Origin of the sequence: Nocardia pseudovaccinii, assembly GCF_050942345.1 — a bacterium.
Taxonomy (GTDB): domain Bacteria; phylum Actinomycetota; class Actinomycetes; order Mycobacteriales; family Mycobacteriaceae; genus Nocardia; species Nocardia pseudovaccinii.
This window is the reverse complement of the sequence record NZ_CP192074.1, coordinates 7,482,358-7,500,669: the sequence shown is the minus strand read 5'-3', so window position 1 is coordinate 7,500,669 and position 18,312 is coordinate 7,482,358. Positions and strand designations below refer to the sequence as shown.

Sequence of the window (18,312 nt, the reverse complement as noted above, 5' to 3'; positions counted from 1 at the left end):
GCGGTCAGTCGTCGCCGTCCCAGGTCCAGTGCGGCACCTCGCGGATCGGGTGCAGTTCGTCGTCGGTCTGAGCATGCGAATTCTGTTGTGCCACTTGGGCACCGAATTCGGCATGTTCGCGCACCGCGGCACGGAAGGCGGGATCGTCGAACAGCCCCGCCTCCTCGAACGCCTCCAGATACAGCTGGGCGAAGCGCGCACGCTGCTCATCGGTGATTTCGAGGCCGCGGTGCACGGCGATGATGTAGTCGAAGCCGAGGTTGCGGGTGAAACGGTCCGGGCCGCCGAAGGATTCGGCGGTGAACCAGGTGAGATGATCGACGTGCGTCGGGCGGCGTTCGGTGAACTGGGTTTTCAGTACCGGATCGGCGAGCACCTTGTCGTAGAAGGCTTCTTCGACGCGATGCAATGCCTCGTCGCCACCGGCGTGCTCGTACAGGCTGGGCATGGGGGACCTCCGAACGGTGACCTGTTGCGTCCCATTACAGGCTTGTCCGTTCGGTCGCGTGCACGGTTTCGCGATAAGCGATCAAGCTCACTATTTATAGCGGATAGCTATTGACCGAATGGCTATCGCCACTGAAGTTAACGGGGTTTACTAAACGCTATTCACAAAACCCCGGTTGTGTGGTTTTATCGGCTTCGGAACGTGTCCACACAACGTCGTGAGGTCTGCAGCCCAAGTCAGACCGGTAGGAGATAGCCGTGACCGTGACCACGCCGTCGATTCCCGCGGGATTCGACTTCACCGACCCAGATCTGCTGTCCACCCGCCTGCCCATCCAGGAATTCGCCGAGCTGCGCCGGACCGCCCCGGTCTGGTGGTGCGCGCAGACCGGGCGGGCCAGCGGCTTCGATGACGGTGGTTACTGGGTCATCTCCAAGCTCGACCACATCAAGGAGATCTCGAAGAATCCGGAGGTGTTCTCCTCGCACGAGAACACCGCGATCATCCGGTTCAACGAGGAAACCACCCGCGAGCAGATCGACATGCTCGGCAATATGCTGATGTTGAATCAGGATCCGCCGCAGCACACCAAGACCCGCCGCATCATCTCCAAGGGTTTCACCCCACGCGCGGTGGAGAGCCTGCGCGCGGCGCTCACCGAGCGTGCGGCTCGAATTGTGTACGAGGCCAAGCAGACCGGTCGCGGCGACTTCGTCGAACAGGTCGCCTGTGAACTGCCGCTGCAGGCCATCGCCGAACTACTCGGAGTGCCGCAGGACGACCGCAAGAAGCTGTTCGACTGGACCAACCAGATGATCTCCTACGACGATCCGGAATTCGACGGCAATCACCACACCGCCACCGCCGAGGTCATGGGCTATGCCTGGAATATGGCCGAGGAGCGGCGCAAATGTCCGGCCGACGATATCGTCACCCAGCTGATCAATGCCGATATCAACGGCGAGAACCTGGGCTCGGACGAATTCGCGTTCTTCGTGATCCTGCTGTCGGTCGCGGGCAACGAGACCACCCGTAACTCGATCACCCACGGCATGAAGGCCTTCGTCGACAACCCGGAGCAGTGGGAGCTCTACAAGCAGCAGCGCCCGCGCACCGCGCCCGATGAGATCGTGCGCTGGGCCACCCCGGTGACCGCTTTCCAGCGCACCGCCACCCAGGACACCGAGGTCGGCGGCCAGGAGATCAAGAAGGGACAGCGCCTCGGGCTGTTCTACAGCTCGGCCAATTTCGACGAGGACGGATTCGAGAATCCGTTCACCTTCGATGTGCTGCGCAACCCCAACCCGCACGTCGGCTTCGGCGGCACCGGCACGCACTACTGCGTCGGCGCCAACCTGGCCCGGCTGCAGATCGATCTGATGTTCAACGCCATTGCCGATGTGATGCCGAACCTGCGTCAGGTCTCCGATCCGGTGCGGTTGCGCTCGGGTTGGTTGAACGGCATCAAGCGCTGGGAAGTCGAATACGCTTGAATTCTTTTATGAACAGCTCCAAGCCGCGGGGGCGGGCACCGGTGGTTTCGGACGCGGATATCCGCCGGGTGGCCCGCACACTGCTGGTCGAGCACGGTCCCGATGCGGTCACCCTGCGGGCGATCGCGCGCGAACTCGGCATTACCGCGCCCGCGCTGTACCGGTATTACAACTCGCGCGAGGATCTGCTCGAGAGTCTGCGCCTGGAGTTCTGTGCGGACCTCGCCGCCGAGTTGTCCGAGCAGATCGCGACGTTGCCCGATGACGGCGCGGTGCAGTTCTTCGCCATCTGCAAGGGGTTTCGGCGCTGGGCGCTGGCGCACACCAGGGAATTCACCCTGGTGTTCGCCTCGCCTGGCCCGGGCCGTGCGCGCATGCTGCGCCGGTTCGACGAACCGTTCGGCCGGATCTTCCTCGCCGCGGCCGGGCGACTGCTGGCGACCTACAATGTCGTGACGCCGCCGACCGATGTGATTCCGGCGGAGCTGCGCGATGACCTCGTACTGTTCCAAACCGAGCTGCTGGCAGCGCTTTCGGAGTCCGGACAGAAATTTCCCGCCGAAAAACTCGACCTCGGCGTGACGTATCTGATGATCCAGATCTGGGCCCGGCTCTACGGGCACGTCACGCTCGAGGTGTTCGGGAATTATCCGATCCCGCTGTCGAATCCGGAGATCCTGTTCGATGCGATGCTGGCCGATCTGGGGCGCACGGCCGGGTTGATCAGTGAGTGATGCGGCGAGACAGCCATTCGGCGTACCCGATGCCGATCGCGTCGCCGTTTCCGTGCAGGCAGAGAGCGCCCGACCGTAGGGCACGTCCGGCACGGCCCGGGATGGGCACGGGAAGCGGGAGCAGCTTGCGGCCGATGTGCTCGCGGTAGATATCGGTGAGTTCGGTGAGGGTGTGCACGGTCGGTCCGGCGATATCCGGGATGCGCCCGGCCGGGCCGTTGTCCACCGCGTCGGCGAGCCTTGTCGCGACCGCGTCGACGTCGATCGGCTGTATCTTCGCCGTCGAGCGCGGTGCGAGCCGCCAGCGCGCCGACAGGGCCAGGATATCGGTGACGAGTTCGTGGAATTGGCTGGCGCGCAACAGTGTCCAGGGGATCTCACCGGTGGTGACCACCTGTTCCTGGTCCACCTTCGCGTTGTAATAGCCGAAGGGGACGAGATCGCAACCGACGATGGAGATTTCGACATGATGGCCGATACCCGCCTGCTTTTCGGCCGCAAGTAGTCGGCGCACGCCGTCCACCATGACCGATCGCGTCCGGCTGCGGGCGCTCACCGCGTCGACCACGGTGTCGCAGCCGTCCAGTGCGGATTCCAGGCCGGAGCCGGTGGCGAGATCCGCGGACCGGTGCTCCAGAGTTCGATCCGCCGGAGCGGTTCGGCTCACCACGCGGACCCGATGTCCGCGTGCGCTCAGCTCTCGTACTACCGCGGCCCCCAGTACCCCGGTTCCGCCGATTACCGCTACCTGCATTGATCCTCCCAAACGGCTCTGTTCGGTATTGGACGCTACGGTGACACCTCGGACCACTCAACGTGCTTCATCGCATATGCATTGTTCGCCACATCGGTGTTCCGGTGCGTGATCGCGTGCGGTATCCGCATCAGATCCGCGCACCCTTGGCGCGGTTGCAGGCGCGGCAGAGGATCTGCAGATTGGTCGCACTCGTCGCGCCGCCGCGGCTGAGCGGGATGATGTGATCGAATTCGAGGTAGTGGCCGTCACCGCATTCGACGCATTTACCGGCGTCACGTTGCCACACCTCGGCCTTGACCTCCTGCGGGATGCTGCGTGTGTCGCGCTGGCCGGGCGTCAGCACCAGCCGTTTGGCGACCCGCAGCGCACCCTCCAGCGCGGCCGCCACGTAATCCGGATCGTCGACATCGAAGATGGCGCCACCGCGGGACGAGGTCGCCGCGACAACCACCGAACGTTGTTCGACATGCACCGAAACCACCCGGTTCCACGGCAATTCGGTGCCGGTATCGGCACCGACGAACCGCAGCTTCTTATTGCTGGCGATCAGCCTGCCATGTGTGAGCTTCGGGCCCTTGGCGAGCAGGCGGACGTGCACGGCGGGCAGATCCACATGCACCTTCTCCTCCGGGTCCAGATGCAGGCCGGGCGTTCGCACCACCGGCAGATCCCCGCCGCGCAACCGTGACAGGGTGCGCCCGCGATACATCCGCCTGCGCAGATCCTCGACCAGCGGTCCGCCGAGCGCCAGCTCTTCGATCGCGTACTCGAACGCCTCGAACTCGGTCTTCTCGATTTCGCCATCCGCGAATGCGAAGGCGACCAGTCGCTCGACATAGGTGAGCGCCACATCCCGCAGTGCCGCCCGGCCAAGGCCCGCATCGATTCGCTGATACCGCAACGACGCCCACAGCGCATCCCATTCCGCACCGCGCGGTCCGGCCGCGGTCAGCGCCCGCCAGGCCTGGGTATGCCAGTGCGTCAGGAATTCCTCGATTTCCTGCTCGCAGCTCTGGCACGGCGCGAGCCCGCCGAACAGCTTGCGGCGCCGGGGATTTCCGCACCGCTCACAGCTGCGTGGGCCAGGCTGGCGCAGTTCGTATGTGGCAGCGGTCCATTCGGCCCCATCCCACCAACGCAACCGCGCAGGATTCTCGGGATCCGAATGCCAGTCCGCACGTTCGGGATTCGGAGGTGCTGGTATCGGCGGCTCCACCTCGTGCCGCTGGCGCTGAAGGTCGACCGGTCTGCCCGTTCGCGGCCGGGCAGGCCGGTCGTCGGCCGAGTCGGTGCGATGGTCGGCTCGGTCCCGGGGGCCGGTCGCGGCGGTGTGGTGATCTCCACGGTGTGCGCCGTGCGTCCATGGTCGGGCCGGTGCTTCATCGGGCGGATCATGCTGTCCAGTCGGGTCTGCGTGTGTGCCGTCCTGCTCCCCGGACGCGGTGTCGAGCTGCTGAGCACCGGGTGATCCGGCCAGCGCGGTGCCAGTCGAGACACGTTGCTGCACTGGAAAAGTGGGTATCCGATTCGCGTGCGCCGCGCGCGAGCGATCGGGTGCCGGCTCGGCGGGGCCGTCGATGGTGACGCCGAATTCGGTGACGAGACCGGGGAGCCCACTGTCCCAACCTTGGCCGATCGCGCGGAAGCGCCACTGGCCCTCGCGGCGGTAGAACTCGCCGAACATCATTGCGGATACCGCGTCGGGATCGGTGATCTCGAACCGGGCGATGGGCCCGTGTGCGGCCTCGATGGTGAGGGTCAGATCCGCGATATCGCCGAAGGTGCCGTCGTCGATCGATCCGGCGACCACGATCCGCGCCACATCCGATTCGGTGCGCGGTAGCGACACGCTCAGGCGCGCCGTCCCCGGTGCGGGTTCCTGATCGAGTGTCACCGCCTGCGACATATGTCGGGGTGCATTGAAGAACACCAGATCCCGATCGGTGCGCACCGTCCCCGCCTCCGCCAGCAACAGCGCGTGCGCATCCACCGCATGCCCCGACCGCCATGAAACAACCACGGCAAGAAGGGAAGTCGGCACCGCCGCATTGGCCCCTTTACTGAGTTTCATCGTGCTCGAACTATGCCACGAAGCACCGACACGCCGACGACGGCGGTCCAAACCTTCGGCGATGCGAGCGAGTGCGCGCCGACGCGACACAAACCGGTCGGTCGGGGGATATCCGGCTTCGCGGGCTAGGGGTGCGGCAGAGTGGAGGGATGACTACCCCGAAGGGTGCGGGCCGGAAGGGCGCGACTCCGAAGGCGCCGGGTGGGCGGGTGCCGAGTCCCGGCGATGTGCTGGCGGCCGCGCAATCGGCGGTGGAGGCGGCACAGTCGGCGGCGAGTCAAGTATTGGATGCCGCACAACTTACCGCTGGTCAGGCCTTCGACGCGGCGGTGCGCCTGCCACCGGCCTCGGCGCAGCTGGCGGCTCAGCTCCCGGATCTGATCGCGAGCCTCTCGATCGCCATCGACCGGCTCAACTCCACCATCGATCGCCTGGACCGCACCCTGGCGCTGGCGGATCCTGCCTTTGCCGCCTACGACCGCCTGCTACCTCGCCTGGAGGCGATGATCGGGCTCGGCGAAGACCTCTTCACCGCCATCGCCAAACTCCCGGGCGTCTCCCTGCTCGGTCGCTTCACCGGCAAACCCGCCGAACCTCCCGCGCCTCCCGAACCCTCGAAGCGCACCCGCCGCCGCAAATAACCGTGCTCAGTGGGGACCGGCGCGGTGGGTGGCGGCGGCCTTGAGCAGGGTTTCGTGGTATTCGTCCTCGGGGTCCGAATCCAAGACGATGGCGCCGCCCGCGCCGATGCGCCAGTGGCCGTCGTGGCGGATCGCGGTGCGGATGACGATATTGAGGTCGGCGGTGCCCCCCAGACCGAGGAAACCGATGGTGCCCGAATAGATGCCGCGCGCTTCGGTTTCCAGCTCGTCGATGATCTCCATGGTCCGCAACTTGGGCGCCCCGGTCATCGATCCGCCCGGGAAACACGCACGCAGACAATCGATCACGTCGACATTCGGCCGCAGCGTGCCGCGCACGGTGGAAACCAGTTGGTGCATGGTCGTATACGTCTCGGTGGCCATCAATTTCGGCACATGCACACTGCCGACCTGGCAGACCCGGCCCAGGTCATTGCGCAGCAGGTCGACGATCATCAGGTTTTCGGCCCTGGTCTTCGGACTGTCGGCCAGTTCGCGCCGCAGCCGCTCGTCCTCGGCGGCCGTGGTCCCGCGCGGCGCGGTGCCCTTGATCGGCTTGCTCTCCACGGTGCGGGCGCGGTCCACCTTCAGGAAGCGTTCCGGTGAGGAGCAGGCGATTTCGAGATCGTCGAAGCGCAGATACGCCGCGTATGGTGCGGGATTGCAGCGGCGCAGCGTGCGGTAGAAGTCGAGTCCATCCGCTTCGGCGGCCGCCATGGATGCGGTGTCGGTCAGGCAGATTTCGTAGGACTCGCCCGCATGCAGCCGCTCCTGGCAGACGGCGATATCGGCTAGATACCGCTCGCGCCCGCGGGTGAACAGCGGTGCGACGGCGGCGGTATCCGAGCGCACCTCGAGTGTCGGCGGATTCGCCCACGTCGGTAGGGATTCCAGGATCTCGCGGGTATCGCGCAACCAATCCGCACCCGCCCGAAGGGCTTCCGGCGTGGGATCGGTGAGTGCGAGCAGATGGGTGCGCCCGCCGACATGGTCCACGACCACGATTCGATCGGCGAAGATCCACTGTGCGTCCGGAGTCGAGGCGCGATGCGCGGCATTCGCGCCGCAATCGGCCTTCACCTCATAGCCCAGGTATCCGACGTAACCACACGCGAAATCGAAAGGCAGATCGGGTAGTTCGGTATGTCTCAGGTGTAGCTGCCCGGCGAGATAGTCGAGGATTCCGCCGGAGACGGTCCGCCGATTCCCGTCCGAGGATTCGACCGTCACCTTGTTCTCGCCGACCCGGTAGCGGATCACCTCGGCCAGTGGTCCGCTCGCATCACCGAGGAAGGAGAACCGATCCAGTCCGGGTTCGACATGTTCGCTGTCGAGCCAGAATGCGGTGGGGGAGTTGCCGTATAGCCGGAGGAACGCGGCCTCGGTATCGATCGCCCGATCGATCACCGCATGCCGCAGCTGCCAGGAACGCCGGGATTCGCGGAACTCGTGTCTACCCATCAGCGGCTCGGCATTCTCGAACGGTGCGATGATGCTCGACCGAATGCGCTGGCCCGCAGTAAGTTTCGCGAAATTTCCGAGCAATGCCGCACCGTACTCGCTGGCAATCGATTCGGGATGGAACTGCACCCCCCACTGCGGTCTGCTCCGGTGCCGCACACCCATGATCACCCCGTCGGCGGCGACGGCGGTGATCTCGAGGCGGTCCGGCAACGGCCGCTGTGCGCACAGCGAGTGGTAGCGCACCGCGGTGAACCCCTCAGGCAGCCCGGCGAACAGTTCGTCGCCGTCGTGCTCGATGTGATCGAGATAGCCGTGCCGCGCGGTGGGCGCGGTCGTGACGATGCCACCCGCCGCGACGACGATGGCCTGATGTCCGAGACAGACGCCGAGCAGCGGCAGCTCGGTCTCGCGGATCACCGCGGCCGAGATGCCGATATCCCGGCCGACATCCGGGCGACCCGGGCCGGGGGAGATGACGACACTGTCGAAGCGCTCCAGCCGCAGGCCCGCGATATCGACGACCTCGTCATTGCGCACGACCGTGGGTTCTTCCCCGTTCACCTCGCTGATCAGCTGATAGAGGTTGTAGGTGAACGAGTCGTAATTGTCGATCAAGAGCGTGCGCATCGTGCTCCGAACCCTACGCCGCACCGGTCGAAGCAAACTGTTGTCATGTGCCGTCAGTTATGTTCGGCGCGTGCCTGCGACCTACTATGGCCGGAACAAGCGCCGAAGAGAGATCGTGATAGTTGTAGGCATTCATGCTCTCGGGCGACAACTGATTTGGAGAGAACATGGGTAACTCATCGGGTACGTCCAGAACCGAGCGACCCGCTGAACCGTCGGCCCGCGACGCGACTGGTGGGGTGCTCGCCGATCGGCCAGAGGTTCGGGGAGGCGGGGGAGCCGTCGACTTTGCCGTCGTCGGTAAATGGATGGACGAGCAGGGTCTGCCTGCCGGTGAGTTCGAGGATGTGACCGCGCTCGGCGGCGGCACCCAGAACATCATGCTGCGTTTCGCGCGCGGCGGTCAGGACTACGTGCTGCGCCGCGGCCCGAAACACTTGCGCGCCAAGAGCAATGACGTCATCCGTCGCGAGGCCCGGCTGCTCGGCGCGCTCGACGGCACCGGCGTGCGCGCGCCGAAGGTGATCGCCGCCTGCCCGGACGAATCCGTTCTCGGTGCGGTGTTCTACCTGATGGAGCCCATAACCGGATTCAATCCGCAGAACGAACTGCCGGAGCCGCACGCGAGCGATCCGGAGATCCGGCGGCAGATGGGTCTGTCCGCGGTGGAGGCCATCGCCCGCCTCGGCTCGCTCGACTATCAGGCGCTCGGCCTGCAGGACTACGGCAAACCGGATGGCTTCCTGGAGCGTCAGGTGCCGCGCTGGCTCGGCGAACTCGAGTCCTATGCGGCCAATGCGGGGTATCCGGGCCCCGAGATTCCCGGTGTGCGGCAGGTCGGGGAATGGCTGGACCGGCATCGGCCCGCGCAGTGGACTCCCGGCATCCTGCACGGCGACTGCCACCTGGCCAACATGATGTTCTCCTACGACGGCCCGGAGGTGGCCGCGATGGTGGACTGGGAGATGTCGACCATCGGCGACCCGCTGCTCGACCTCGGCTGGCAGATCGCGACGCGTCCGGAGCCGGGTACCACAGGCGCGGCGCTGATCGGCAAGCTCGGCGCCGTCGGCGGTCTGCCGACGCCGGAGCAGATGGTCGAGCACTACGGCAAGTTCTCCGATCGCGACCTGAGCAATGTCACCTGGTACACCGTGCTCGCCTGCTTCAAGCTGGGAATTGTGCTGGAGGGCACGCATGCTCGCGCATTCGCGGGCAAGGCGCCCGAGCAGGTCGGTGACTTCCTGCATGCCATCACGCTCGAGCTCTTCGAACGCGCGCTGCGTCTGATGGATTGAACTTCCCTGTCGGGATCTTGTCGCTAGCTGGCTGAATATCTATCGCTGAAGATATTCAGCCAATCTAGGGTAGGCGCATGCCGATCGTTCCCGACGTGAAGAACTGGACCTGGGTCCTCGAACGCTCCTGTCCCGAATGCGGATTCGACCCGGAGTCGATCACGTATGCGGCGGTGCCCGATCTGGCTCGCGAATACGCGGGCCGTCTGTCGGCAACGCTCGCGCGATATGACGCCACTGTCCGCCCGGACGACGACACCTGGTCGCCGCTCGAATATGCCGCTCACGTTCGCGATGTCTGCCGAATCTTCACCTACCGCACGGCCGTCGCGGCCCGCACCGAAGCGGTGGATCCGGGGGTTCCCGGGTTCGACGCTGAGGGCCTCGAGTCCGAGGACGGTATTCCGGTCTTCTCGAACTGGGATCAGGACGTCACCGCCATCGCCGATCAATACGGCAAACAGGATCCACGAAAGGTCGCCGCGGAGTTGACCGACGCGGCCGAGGCGGTCGCGCGCGCCTTCGCGTCGGTACCGGAAGCCACCCTCGGCAACCAAGCGCGACGCAGCGACGGCTCGGTCTTCACGGTCGAATCCCTGGCCGCTTATTTCCTGCACGACGTAATCCACCATGTGCACGACGTGCACGGCTGAAGTCGGGCAGTATCGGTCCGAGGCGGGTTCGCGGTCGGGTGGAACTGGAACTCGTTCGGGGGTTCTGTCAATCTGTGTCGACGAATTTTCGATCGAGTACTAGAACGCGTTACAGTTTTCTCGTACTGTGGGTGCAGTCACATAGAAGCCCGTGCATGCGAGAGGTCGACACGAATGAAGACGAAAGGCGCGATCCTGTGGGGGACCGACCAGCAGTGGTCGGTCGAGGAGATCGAGGTCGGCGATCCGGTATCCGGCGAGGTGCAGATCCGGATGGAAACCGCCGGTATGTGCCACTCGGACCACCACATCGTGACCGGCGCGACGCCGATGCCCGCATTCCCGGTCATGGGCGGCCACGAGGGCGCGGGCGTGATCACCAAGCTCGGGCCGAACTGCCCCGCTGATCTGCAGGTCGGCGATCACGTGATCCTGTCGTTCATCCCGGCCTGCGGTCGCTGTCCGGCGTGTGTGAGCGGCAATATGGCGCTGTGCGATCTGGGCGCGGGCCTGCTGATGGGGCAGGCCATCAGCGACGGCACCTACCGGATCCAGGCGCGCGGTGAGAATGTCATCCCGATGTGCCTGCTGGGCACCTTCGCGCCGTATATGACGGTGCACCACACCTCGGTGGTCAAGATCGACCCGAGCATTCCGTTCGAGGTCGCCTGCCTCGTCGGCTGCGGCGTCCCCACCGGCTTCGGTTCTTCCACCCACGTCGCCCAGGTCGCGCCCGGCGAGACCGTGGTGATCGCGGGTATCGGCGGCGTCGGCATGAGCGCACTGCAGGGTGCGGTGCTCTCCGGCGCGTCCAAAGTCGTTGCCATCGACCCGAACCCGTGGAAGCGCGAGCAGGCGCAGAAGTTCGGCGCGACGCACACCTACGAGAGCATGGCCGCCGCGATCATGCCGCTGATGGAGGCCACCGAGGGCCGGATGGCGCAGAAGGTCATCCTGACCATGGGTGAGATGCACGGCGAATACATCGAAGAGGGCCTCATCCTCACCGCCAAGGCCGGCACCCTGGTCGTCACCTCCATGGGCCGCATGGACGAGAACGACGTCAAGCTGAACAGCTTCCTGCTGTCGATGCTGCAGAAGACCGTCAAGGGTTGCATCTTCGGCGGTGGCAACGCCCGCCAGGACGCGCCGCACCTGCTGTCGCTGTACAAGTCCGGCCAGCTGAACCTCGACGATATGGTGACCCGTCAGTACTCCCTGGAGCAGATCAACGAGGGCTACCAGGACATGTTGGACGGCAAGAACATTCGCGGCATCATCAAGTACACCGAGGCCGACTGGTAAATCGCCGCGTCACCGCTCGGCGAGCTACGGAACCAGCACGCCGAGCGGAGACTCGGTCAGACGGGACAGCGAAGCAGGGCGTTGCGGAGGTTGCGGCTGCGGACGTCGTCGAGGACGGCGAGGCCGAGGCGGTTCATCGAGTAGCCGAAGCCGAGACCGGTTGCCGGATCGGCGAATCCGAAGGAGCCGCCGAGGCCCGTGGTGCCGTAGGCGCGTTTATCCGAGCCGAAGCTGAATGAGCCGCGGGATTTGCGGAAGCCCAGGTGATAGCGAGATTTGGTGTGCAACACCAGATCGTCGGCGGGCACATCATCCGCGGCCGTGGCGGCGAGCCGATCGAGCACCGCGTCCTCGATCGGCAGCGCACCGGTGCGACCCGCCGCCGCGCCGTATGTCTTGGCCAGCGACCTGGCATTGCCGACACCGTTGGAACCCGGCATCTCCAACTCGAGCAGCTCGCGCCTGCTCGCCCGCACCGGCGCGCCGATGCGCGGATTGGTCAGTGCCGCATGGGAAAGTCCGCGCTTGGCGAAGATCTCCGCGCCGATGCGCACCGGAATATCGCGCTCGTAGCGCAGGATGTCCACGCCCTCGGTTGCGGCCAGGGTGGCGATCCGTTCCATGCTCTGTTCGGCGGGCAGGCCGATGAAAAAATCCAGGTCGAGCGGTTTCGCGATTTCCTCGGCGAAGATCCGCCCGAGTGTGCGGTGTTCCGGATCGGCGCGGCGCACGAGTTCGCCTTGGTACAGGCCCAGGGTGATGGCGTGATAGCCGTGTCGCGTGCCCGGCCGCCACGCGGGCCGCTGCGCCGCGAGAATCGTTGCGAGACCGTCGAGATCGGCGATCTGCCGCAGCCGCACCACGGTATCGAGTCCGGAAAGTCCGGCCTGATGGTCGATCAGCTGACGCACCGTGACCGTGCCCTTGCCCTGCGCGGCGAACTCCGGCCAGTACTTCGCGACCGGCTCCTCGTAGTCGAGCAGTCCCTTCGACACCATCGTGGCGACCACGAACGCGGCCATACCCTTGGTCGAGGAGAAGACCGGGACGATCGTGTCGCGCTCCCACGGCAGGGTCCGGCGGCGGTCACGATGACCCGCCCACAGGTCGACCACCGGGCGATCGCCCGCATAGACGGCCACGGCAGCGCCGATTTCGCCGTGCCGGGCGAAGTTGCGGCGGAAGGCGTCGGCAACGGGGCCGAAACCGGCCGCCACATCGCCGTGGATGGTGGGTTCGCTCATGATCGGTTGATGGTACCGGCGGTACCGACTTTCCCGTGCAGACGGTGCGGACACGCCGGGAACGGGCGTCTCGTACGCTCATTTCGTGCGTGCATTCGAGCAGATCAAGGAATGGCCGGTTCGACATGCGGCGGCGGGCGTCGTCACCCGCGACGGTGCGCAGACGGCGGGTGACACCGAGCGCGTATTCCCGCTCGCCTCGGTGACCAAGCCGCTGGTCGCCTACGCGGTGCTCGTCGCGGTGGAGGAGGGTGCGATCGAACTCGATCAACCCGCCGGTCCGCCGGGAGCTACCGTCCGGCATCTGCTCGCGCACACTTCCGGCATCGCCTTCGACACCACCGAGGTGATCGCCGCGCCCGGTACGCGGCGCATCTACTCCAGCGCCGGATTCGAAATTCTCGCGGCCTTCGTCGCGGAGCAGACCGGGATCGCGTTCCCGGAGTACTTGCGCGAGGCCGTATTCGAGCCACTCGGCATGACGGCCTCGGTGCTGGCCGGTCCGGCCGGACATGCGGGCCGGTCCACGGCCGCGGATCTGGTGCGCTTCGGTGCGGAACTGCTGGATCCCCGGCTGATTTCGGCGCAGACCCACGCCGAGGCGACCACGGTCGCGTTTGCCGGACTCAATGGTGTGCTGCCGGGTTACGGATCGCAGCGTCCCAACGACTGGGGACTCGGATTCGAGATTCGCGACGGGAAATCACCGCACTGGACCGGCGGATCGAATTCCGCAGGTACCTATGGCCATTTCGGGCAGTCCGGCACATTTCTGTGGGTCGATCCCGAATTAGGGGTGGCGAGTATCGCTTTGAGCGACGAGAATTTCGGCGACTGGGCACGGGAGGCATGGCCCGTCTTTTCCGATGCGGTGATCGCCGAGGTGATCCTCGCTCGGAACTCGGTTGCGAAGTAACAGGTCGGACACGCCTCCGAAGTAACATGTGTAACTCGGGGCACTCCAGTACACTCGGGCAACGCCAGTACGACGGATCGTTGGGGAAGACGTTTCTCGTCGAAGCTGGAGGTGTCAGTGGTGCGCGCATCGAGTCAGTTCGCGGACGCGACGGCGGGTGTGGTCTATATCCACTCATCGCCGGCTGCGCTGTGCCCACATATCGAATGGGCACTCACCTCGGCCCTCGGCTCACCCGCGAAATTGCGCTGGACCGCACAACCCGCCGACGGACAGCTGCGCGCGACCACCGACTGGATCGGTCCGGTCGGCACCGCATCCCGAATTGCCCAATCCTTGCGGTCCTGGCCGGTTCTGCGCTTCGAGGTCACCGAGGACCCCAGCGACGGCGTCGACGGTGAGCGCTACAGCTTCGTGCCCACCCTGGGCCTCTGGCACGGCTCCACCTCCGCCAACGGCGATGTCACCATCGGCGAAATGCGTCTGCGCGCCATGCTGCAGACCAGCAATGAACTCGGCAACTACACCGGCTATGACCTGGCAACCGAACTCGACCGCGCCCTTGGCACCCCCTGGGACGAAGATCTCGAGATCTACCGCTACGGCACCGAATCCGGCGCCGAGGTGACCTGGCTGCGCCGCGACGTCGGCTGAACGGTCACATGGGGCTGGAGTGCGCAACGGCCCTCTCTGCCAACAACTCTCGGCGCAATCAGGGCCGTAGGCCGACACGAAGAAGGCCCCGAACTCGCATTGGTGAGTTCGGGGCCTTCGGTCTGTCTTCAGCCCTGCTGACGGTTGAACTCGCCATCCTTCGCGCCCGCGACAAAGGTATCCCACTCGCCGGGTGCGAAGACCAGCGCTGGGCCGGTCGGGTTCTTCGAGTCTCGAACGCCGACGTGTCCACCCTCGAGGAACGCGACCTCAACGCAATCCTTGCCCCCACCGCTGCGGCTGCTCTTGAACCACTTGGCCCCGGACAGATCAACGTTCACGCGCGTACTCCCTTGCTACCTGGCGAAGCAGGCTCTTGCTGTTGGCGACGTCCAGTGAGGTTCGCTGGATGGTCTCGTAGGCACGACGATACCGGTCGAGATCCTTTATTCGCTCGAGGTACATATCCCCGGCGTACGACTCGACGTAGACGACGCTCGGGGCGTTCGGCCGCCCCTTACCGTCGTGCCCGAAGTCCAGGATGGTGAACGGACCGGGCGCGATGCCGAGTGGGAATCCGGCCGTGAATCGTTGCAAGCGCACTGTCACATTGGCGGGCATGTCTGCGAGGTGCTGTAGCTGTTCGGCCATGACGGCTGGCCCGCCGACCACGTATCGCAGACAGGCCTCATTGAAGATCACTTCAACTCTGGCCGGTCGGGTCTTGCGTGTGATCAGGGCTTGTCGCTTGGTCCTCAGTTCGATGCGGCGGTCGAGTTCTTCGGTGGTGATGCCGGGGAAGAAGTTTCGATCCAGCGCCCGGGCGTAGTCCGGCGTCTGGAACAGCCCCGAGATCACGTCTGGCCGGTAGCAGCCCATCTGTTGGGCGCTCGACTCCAGGCCGACGTACAGGTCGAAATTTCCGGGAATGAGGTCGTCGAAGGCGTGCCACCAGCTCTTGACCGATGCCTGCATGGCCAGGCCCTTGAGGGCGGCGGTCATATCGGCGTCCATATCGTAGATGCGGCAGAGCGCTTCCACGTCGAGTTCGCGGACCTTCGGCGATTGGCCCTTCTCCACGCGTTGCAGCTTGCTCGTGGACCACTGCATCATCGGCGCGACCTGCTCGAGAGTCATGTTCGCCGCCGAGCGCGCATCACGGAGGTATTGCCCAAGCTGACGCCTCGGCAGGGTGGTGTCGTTGTCTTCAGTCACGCTCCCTCACTTCTCATTACGCCCGTGGGGGCTTGTCGTCATGGGAAAAGTCTGGGACATCGGCGGCAAAAGCTCTGGCACTTTGAGAAAACTACTCATGAAAACCCATGGCGGGCTTGCTGGGAGGGATAGCGCGGTGTGTTCTTGAACTGCGCCCGAAGAGAGGTCTCCTGCTCTCGAGAAGGTTCAGGGGGTCGGGTGCGCCCAAGCCAATCCAACGCAAGCAGAGGTCTAAAACGTATGGACCACATAGCTTTTGGCGACACACCGGTTTCCCGCTGCCACTTCTACCGGCGGGTGTGCGATCTACCTGCCACGATCGACCCACCCAATCTTGGGCGAATCATTATGAAAGCCGAGCATGTTTGGGCGCTCATCATGCCCGGACATCTCGGCCAGGCGGTCAAATCGCTTATAGAACAACAGGGTTCGGATATCGGGCCGATTCTGTCGCACCAACTGCTCGGGTCGGTGGACATACCTCGTGCGCCCGGACATCCCTGATGACGTGCGCCTTTTCGCGGAGATGTTCCGCCTCGACGTCTCCGTTGTGCGCACCGGCGGCACTATCGCCCTTCCATCACCCACAAATCAATGTGCCGAGTTCCGGCGCTGGGTAGAACCACCACGATGCACATTTCGCCCCTCCGGCCTCGTCATCGTCGACTCGATCCGCGCGTGCACAGGTCAGCCGAAGCGACGAAGGGCCGCGAATGCCTGAGTGCACGTGTGGGCCATGGATCAAGGTATCCCTTTGCGGCGCAGCGATATTCAGCGCCAGCACCGGGAAGTTGGTGTCGGTGGCATGCCCGTCGAGACTGTGCGCGGGCATGGTCGCGATTGTCGATGACCGCATCGCCGATCACACGCCGATCATGCCGAACCCGCAGCCGTGCCCGTGGGTCGGTATGCGGGTCGCCGACGACCGCGCCGATTTCGATACTCGCTGCATCGGAGTTGTGCGCCATGGATGAGGTTGAACGGCAACGTAAGTCTGAGATAGCGCCGTCGGTGGTGGCGTTGCTCGCGGTCTTCCACGAGCACACGCTGGAAAAGCTGGCACTCGCCCCGGTCGACAGCGTTGTGCTCCGCCACACCGCCGAAGGGATCACCGAGATCGATGAGGACGGCTGGTGCGCCGAGTACGACGACAGCCTCGAAGAGGATGCGATCGAAGTCCTGCCCATCAGAGTCATCGATACCGAGAACCCATGAGCGCGAATGTATCTCCGCGCCCGACAGAGCCGGACGTGCATCTGAGTGTCTTCCTGCACGGCGCCCGATTCGACTTCACCGCCTGCCTGACCGCCGCATTGATCTTCGTGCGCGAGCACCAAGCGCAGCATTACGTCGATGCCGTCACCATCGATCTCGGCGACACCAGCCGCTACCCTCGCCTTCCGTGCGAGCGCCTCTACCTTGGCCCGTGACCTGAGCGACCAAATAGGGGGCTTGTGGGAGCATCGCGCGAGAATGTGCTGGTGCAGGGGTGCTCTCGCTGTTTGGCCGCCACCGATACATTCTCGGCTGCTGCGCTATCTCTTTCAGGGATCCTTGGTTTCGGATAGCAATTCGAGCGGGTGTGTGTGCATCGGGATGGTGCGGTGTGCGCCTCAGCCGATCAAGTGCTCCAGTGCGAGCTGTTGCAGTCGGACGAAACCGAAGTCTCGTTCGGCTGCCTTGTCCGGGTCGAAACCTTCGTCGTCGCGCAGGAATTCCTCGATCGATTCGCCGTCGTCGAGGGTGGTGTGCGCCAGGTCGAGGACGCCGGAGTAGGCCATCGCCTCCTGGACGCGGGGATCGGCGCGGAAGGTGCGCGCCTTGTCCGCCAGCTTCAGGTAGGTCGCCATACAGGCCTTGGCCGATTCCCATACGCCGGTGAGGTGTTCGGTGCGTGAGGGCTTGTAGTCGAAGTGCCGTGGTCCGGTGTAACGCGGGGCGTCCGGATAGCCGGGGAAACCATTTTCGAGCAGGTCGACGGTGAAGAATGCGGAGACCAGATCGCCGTGTCCGAAGACCAGGTCCTGGTCGTACTTGAGACCGCGCTGGCCATTGAGGTCGATGTGGAACAGCTTGCCGCTCCACAATGCCTGGCCGAGGGCGTGCGTGTAGTTGAGGTTGGCCATCTGTTCGTGGCCGGTTTCCGGATTGAGGCCGACGATATCGCCGTGCTCCAATTCGGCGATCAGGGCGAGTGCGTGCCCGACGGTGGGCAGGAAGATATCGCCGCGTGGCTCATTGGGCTTGGGCTCCAATGCGATTCGCAGGTCATAACCCTGTGACTTGATGTATCCGGCAACCGTATCCAAACCCTCTTTGTAGCGCTCGAACGCGGCGAAGATGTCCTTGGATCCGTCGTATTCGCTGCCCTCGCGGCCGCCCCACATCACGAAGGTGGTGGCGCCGACCTGCGCGGCCAGATCCACCGCGCGCAGGATTTTGCGCAGACCGAAGCGGCGGATCGAGCGGTCGTTGGCGGTCAGCCCGCCGTCCTTGAAGACCGGATGGGTGAAGGTGTTGGTCGTGACCATCTCGATGGTGAGACCGCAGCGATCGGTCGCTTCTTTGAGCCGGGCGAGGTTACGCTCCTTGGTGGCCTCGTCGGCATCGAACGGGAATACATCGTTGTCGTGGAAGGTGATTCCCCAGACGCCGAGTTCGGCCAGGCGTTCGGCGTACTCCCACGGTGTGAGTGCCGGTCGGGTCGGCAGGCCGAACGGGTCGGTACCCGTCCAACCGACCGTCCACAGGCCGAAGGAGAATTTGTCGTCAGTGGTGGGTTGACGGGTCAC

General features: G+C 64.9%; 19 protein-coding genes. 11 read left to right on the top strand and 8 right to left on the bottom strand.

The annotated features are described in order from the left end of the window. Window positions 1-4: 4 nt before the first annotated feature. Window positions 5-448, bottom strand: a complete 444-nt coding sequence (locus ACQPZ2_RS33825) for a group II truncated hemoglobin (protein WP_433522130.1) — start codon at window positions 446-448, stop codon at window positions 5-7. 263 nt (window positions 449-711) lie between these two features. Here ACQPZ2_RS33825 and ACQPZ2_RS33820 point away from each other — a divergent pair, with 263 nt between their 5' ends. Next, entirely contained in the window at window positions 712-1,941 is a 1,230-nt protein-coding gene (locus tag ACQPZ2_RS33820; RefSeq protein ID WP_433527598.1) for a cytochrome P450, read from the top strand. Between the two features lie 8 nt (window positions 1,942-1,949). Continuing rightward, complete coding sequence (locus tag ACQPZ2_RS33815) at window positions 1,950-2,675, top strand: TetR/AcrR family transcriptional regulator (RefSeq protein ID WP_433522129.1); 726 nt, start codon at window positions 1,950-1,952, stop codon at window positions 2,673-2,675. Here ACQPZ2_RS33815 and ACQPZ2_RS33810 read toward each other — a convergent pair. After that, a complete protein-coding gene (locus ACQPZ2_RS33810; protein ID WP_433522128.1) occupies window positions 2,665-3,429 on the bottom strand; it encodes an SDR family oxidoreductase in 765 nt (254 codons plus the stop codon). The genes ACQPZ2_RS33815 and ACQPZ2_RS33810 overlap by 11 nt on opposite strands. Before the next feature lie 130 nt (window positions 3,430-3,559). Then, a complete protein-coding gene (locus tag ACQPZ2_RS33805) occupies window positions 3,560-5,503 on the bottom strand; it encodes a TerD family protein (protein WP_433522127.1) in 1,944 nt (647 codons plus the stop codon). A gap of 149 nt (window positions 5,504-5,652) precedes the next feature. On the opposite strand from ACQPZ2_RS33805, the gene ACQPZ2_RS33800 reads away from it, so the two are divergent. Further along, entirely contained in the window at window positions 5,653-6,144 is a 492-nt protein-coding gene (locus tag ACQPZ2_RS33800) for a hypothetical protein (protein WP_433522126.1), read from the top strand. A 6-nt stretch (window positions 6,145-6,150) separates the two neighbouring features. Here the strand turns inward: ACQPZ2_RS33800 and pabB are convergent, their stop codons facing one another. Next, complete coding sequence (gene pabB, locus ACQPZ2_RS33795; RefSeq protein WP_433522125.1) at window positions 6,151-8,235, bottom strand: aminodeoxychorismate synthase component I; 2,085 nt, start codon at window positions 8,233-8,235, stop codon at window positions 6,151-6,153. A gap of 308 nt (window positions 8,236-8,543) precedes the next feature. Between pabB and ACQPZ2_RS33790 the strand changes: the two genes are divergently transcribed. The 3 genes from ACQPZ2_RS33790 (at window position 8,544) to ACQPZ2_RS33780 (ending at window position 11,491) form a co-directional block, all read left to right on the top strand. Then, on the top strand, window positions 8,544-9,533 hold the full coding sequence (locus ACQPZ2_RS33790; protein ID WP_433527597.1) for a phosphotransferase family protein: 990 nt from the start codon (window positions 8,544-8,546) through the stop codon (window positions 9,531-9,533). Between the two features lie 77 nt (window positions 9,534-9,610). Beyond that, on the top strand, window positions 9,611-10,186 hold the full coding sequence (locus tag ACQPZ2_RS33785) for a DinB family protein (RefSeq protein ID WP_433522124.1): 576 nt from the start codon (window positions 9,611-9,613) through the stop codon (window positions 10,184-10,186). A 174-nt stretch (window positions 10,187-10,360) separates the two neighbouring features. Continuing rightward, entirely contained in the window at window positions 10,361-11,491 is a 1,131-nt protein-coding gene (locus ACQPZ2_RS33780) for an NDMA-dependent alcohol dehydrogenase (protein WP_040688149.1), read from the top strand. 56 nt (window positions 11,492-11,547) lie between these two features. On the opposite strand, the gene ACQPZ2_RS33775 is transcribed toward ACQPZ2_RS33780, so the two are convergent. Next, complete coding sequence (locus ACQPZ2_RS33775; protein ID WP_433522123.1) at window positions 11,548-12,735, bottom strand: serine hydrolase domain-containing protein; 1,188 nt, start codon at window positions 12,733-12,735, stop codon at window positions 11,548-11,550. Between the two features lie 85 nt (window positions 12,736-12,820). On the opposite strand from ACQPZ2_RS33775, the gene ACQPZ2_RS33770 reads away from it, so the two are divergent. Together ACQPZ2_RS33770 and ACQPZ2_RS33765 are read left to right on the top strand one after the other, a co-directional pair. Next, entirely contained in the window at window positions 12,821-13,651 is an 831-nt protein-coding gene (locus ACQPZ2_RS33770) for a serine hydrolase domain-containing protein (RefSeq protein WP_433522122.1), read from the top strand. A 120-nt stretch (window positions 13,652-13,771) separates the two neighbouring features. Beyond that, the gene (locus ACQPZ2_RS33765; RefSeq protein ID WP_433522121.1) at window positions 13,772-14,305 is read left to right on the top strand and encodes a DUF3145 domain-containing protein; all 534 of its coding nucleotides are present in this window, start codon (window positions 13,772-13,774) and stop codon (window positions 14,303-14,305) included. Between the two features lie 128 nt (window positions 14,306-14,433). Here ACQPZ2_RS33765 and ACQPZ2_RS33760 read toward each other — a convergent pair whose 3' ends face one another. Further along, complete coding sequence (locus tag ACQPZ2_RS33760) at window positions 14,434-14,646, bottom strand: DUF397 domain-containing protein (RefSeq protein ID WP_433522120.1); 213 nt, start codon at window positions 14,644-14,646, stop codon at window positions 14,434-14,436. Beyond that, window positions 14,636-15,520, bottom strand: a complete 885-nt coding sequence (locus ACQPZ2_RS33755; protein ID WP_433522119.1) for a helix-turn-helix domain-containing protein — start codon at window positions 15,518-15,520, stop codon at window positions 14,636-14,638. The genes ACQPZ2_RS33760 and ACQPZ2_RS33755 overlap by 11 nt, the downstream gene beginning before the upstream one ends. Window positions 15,521-16,350: 830 nt before the next feature. Between ACQPZ2_RS33755 and ACQPZ2_RS33750 the strand changes: the two genes are divergently transcribed. Genes ACQPZ2_RS33750 through ACQPZ2_RS33740 form a run of 3 tightly spaced genes read left to right on the top strand, consistent with a single transcriptional unit; the run spans window position 16,351 to window position 16,950 of the window. After that, window positions 16,351-16,494, top strand: a complete 144-nt coding sequence (locus ACQPZ2_RS33750; protein ID WP_433522118.1) for a hypothetical protein — start codon at window positions 16,351-16,353, stop codon at window positions 16,492-16,494. Then, window positions 16,487-16,735: a hypothetical protein gene (locus tag ACQPZ2_RS33745; protein WP_433522117.1), complete on the top strand. Its 249-nt coding sequence runs from the start codon at window positions 16,487-16,489 to the stop codon at window positions 16,733-16,735. The genes ACQPZ2_RS33750 and ACQPZ2_RS33745 overlap by 8 nt, the downstream gene beginning before the upstream one ends. Next, complete coding sequence (locus ACQPZ2_RS33740) at window positions 16,732-16,950, top strand: hypothetical protein (RefSeq protein WP_433522116.1); 219 nt, start codon at window positions 16,732-16,734, stop codon at window positions 16,948-16,950. Before ACQPZ2_RS33745 ends, ACQPZ2_RS33740 begins: the two co-directional genes overlap by 4 nt. Window positions 16,951-17,133: 183 nt before the next feature. On the opposite strand, the gene xylA is transcribed toward ACQPZ2_RS33740, so the two are convergent. Then, a complete protein-coding gene (xylA, locus tag ACQPZ2_RS33735) occupies window positions 17,134-18,312 on the bottom strand; it encodes a xylose isomerase (RefSeq protein WP_433522115.1) in 1,179 nt (392 codons plus the stop codon).

What these genes read in the sequence shown, in the direction of transcription:
- ACQPZ2_RS33825 (WP_433522130.1), bottom strand. Translation starts at nt 448, where the DNA reads ATGCCCAGCCTGTACGAGCACGCCGGTGGCGACGAGGCATTGCATCGC.
- ACQPZ2_RS33815 (WP_433522129.1), top strand. Translation starts at nt 1,950, where the DNA reads ATGAACAGCTCCAAGCCGCGGGGGCGGGCACCGGTGGTTTCGGACGCG.
- ACQPZ2_RS33810 (WP_433522128.1), bottom strand. Translation starts at nt 3,429, where the DNA reads ATGCAGGTAGCGGTAATCGGCGGAACCGGGGTACTGGGGGCCGCGGTA.
- ACQPZ2_RS33805 (WP_433522127.1), bottom strand. Translation starts at nt 5,503, where the DNA reads ATGAAACTCAGTAAAGGGGCCAATGCGGCGGTGCCGACTTCCCTTCTT.
- ACQPZ2_RS33800 (WP_433522126.1), top strand. Translation starts at nt 5,653, where the DNA reads ATGACTACCCCGAAGGGTGCGGGCCGGAAGGGCGCGACTCCGAAGGCG.
- pabB (WP_433522125.1), bottom strand. Translation starts at nt 8,235, where the DNA reads ATGCGCACGCTCTTGATCGACAATTACGACTCGTTCACCTACAACCTC.
- ACQPZ2_RS33790 (WP_433527597.1), top strand. Translation starts at nt 8,544, where the DNA reads ATGGACGAGCAGGGTCTGCCTGCCGGTGAGTTCGAGGATGTGACCGCG.
- ACQPZ2_RS33785 (WP_433522124.1), top strand. Translation starts at nt 9,611, where the DNA reads ATGCCGATCGTTCCCGACGTGAAGAACTGGACCTGGGTCCTCGAACGC.
- ACQPZ2_RS33780 (WP_040688149.1), top strand. Translation starts at nt 10,361, where the DNA reads ATGAAGACGAAAGGCGCGATCCTGTGGGGGACCGACCAGCAGTGGTCG.
- ACQPZ2_RS33775 (WP_433522123.1), bottom strand. Translation starts at nt 12,735, where the DNA reads ATGAGCGAACCCACCATCCACGGCGATGTGGCGGCCGGTTTCGGCCCC.
- ACQPZ2_RS33750 (WP_433522118.1), top strand. Translation starts at nt 16,351, where the DNA reads ATGGTCGCGATTGTCGATGACCGCATCGCCGATCACACGCCGATCATG.
- ACQPZ2_RS33745 (WP_433522117.1), top strand. Translation starts at nt 16,487, where the DNA reads ATGGATGAGGTTGAACGGCAACGTAAGTCTGAGATAGCGCCGTCGGTG.
- ACQPZ2_RS33740 (WP_433522116.1), top strand. Translation starts at nt 16,732, where the DNA reads ATGAGCGCGAATGTATCTCCGCGCCCGACAGAGCCGGACGTGCATCTG.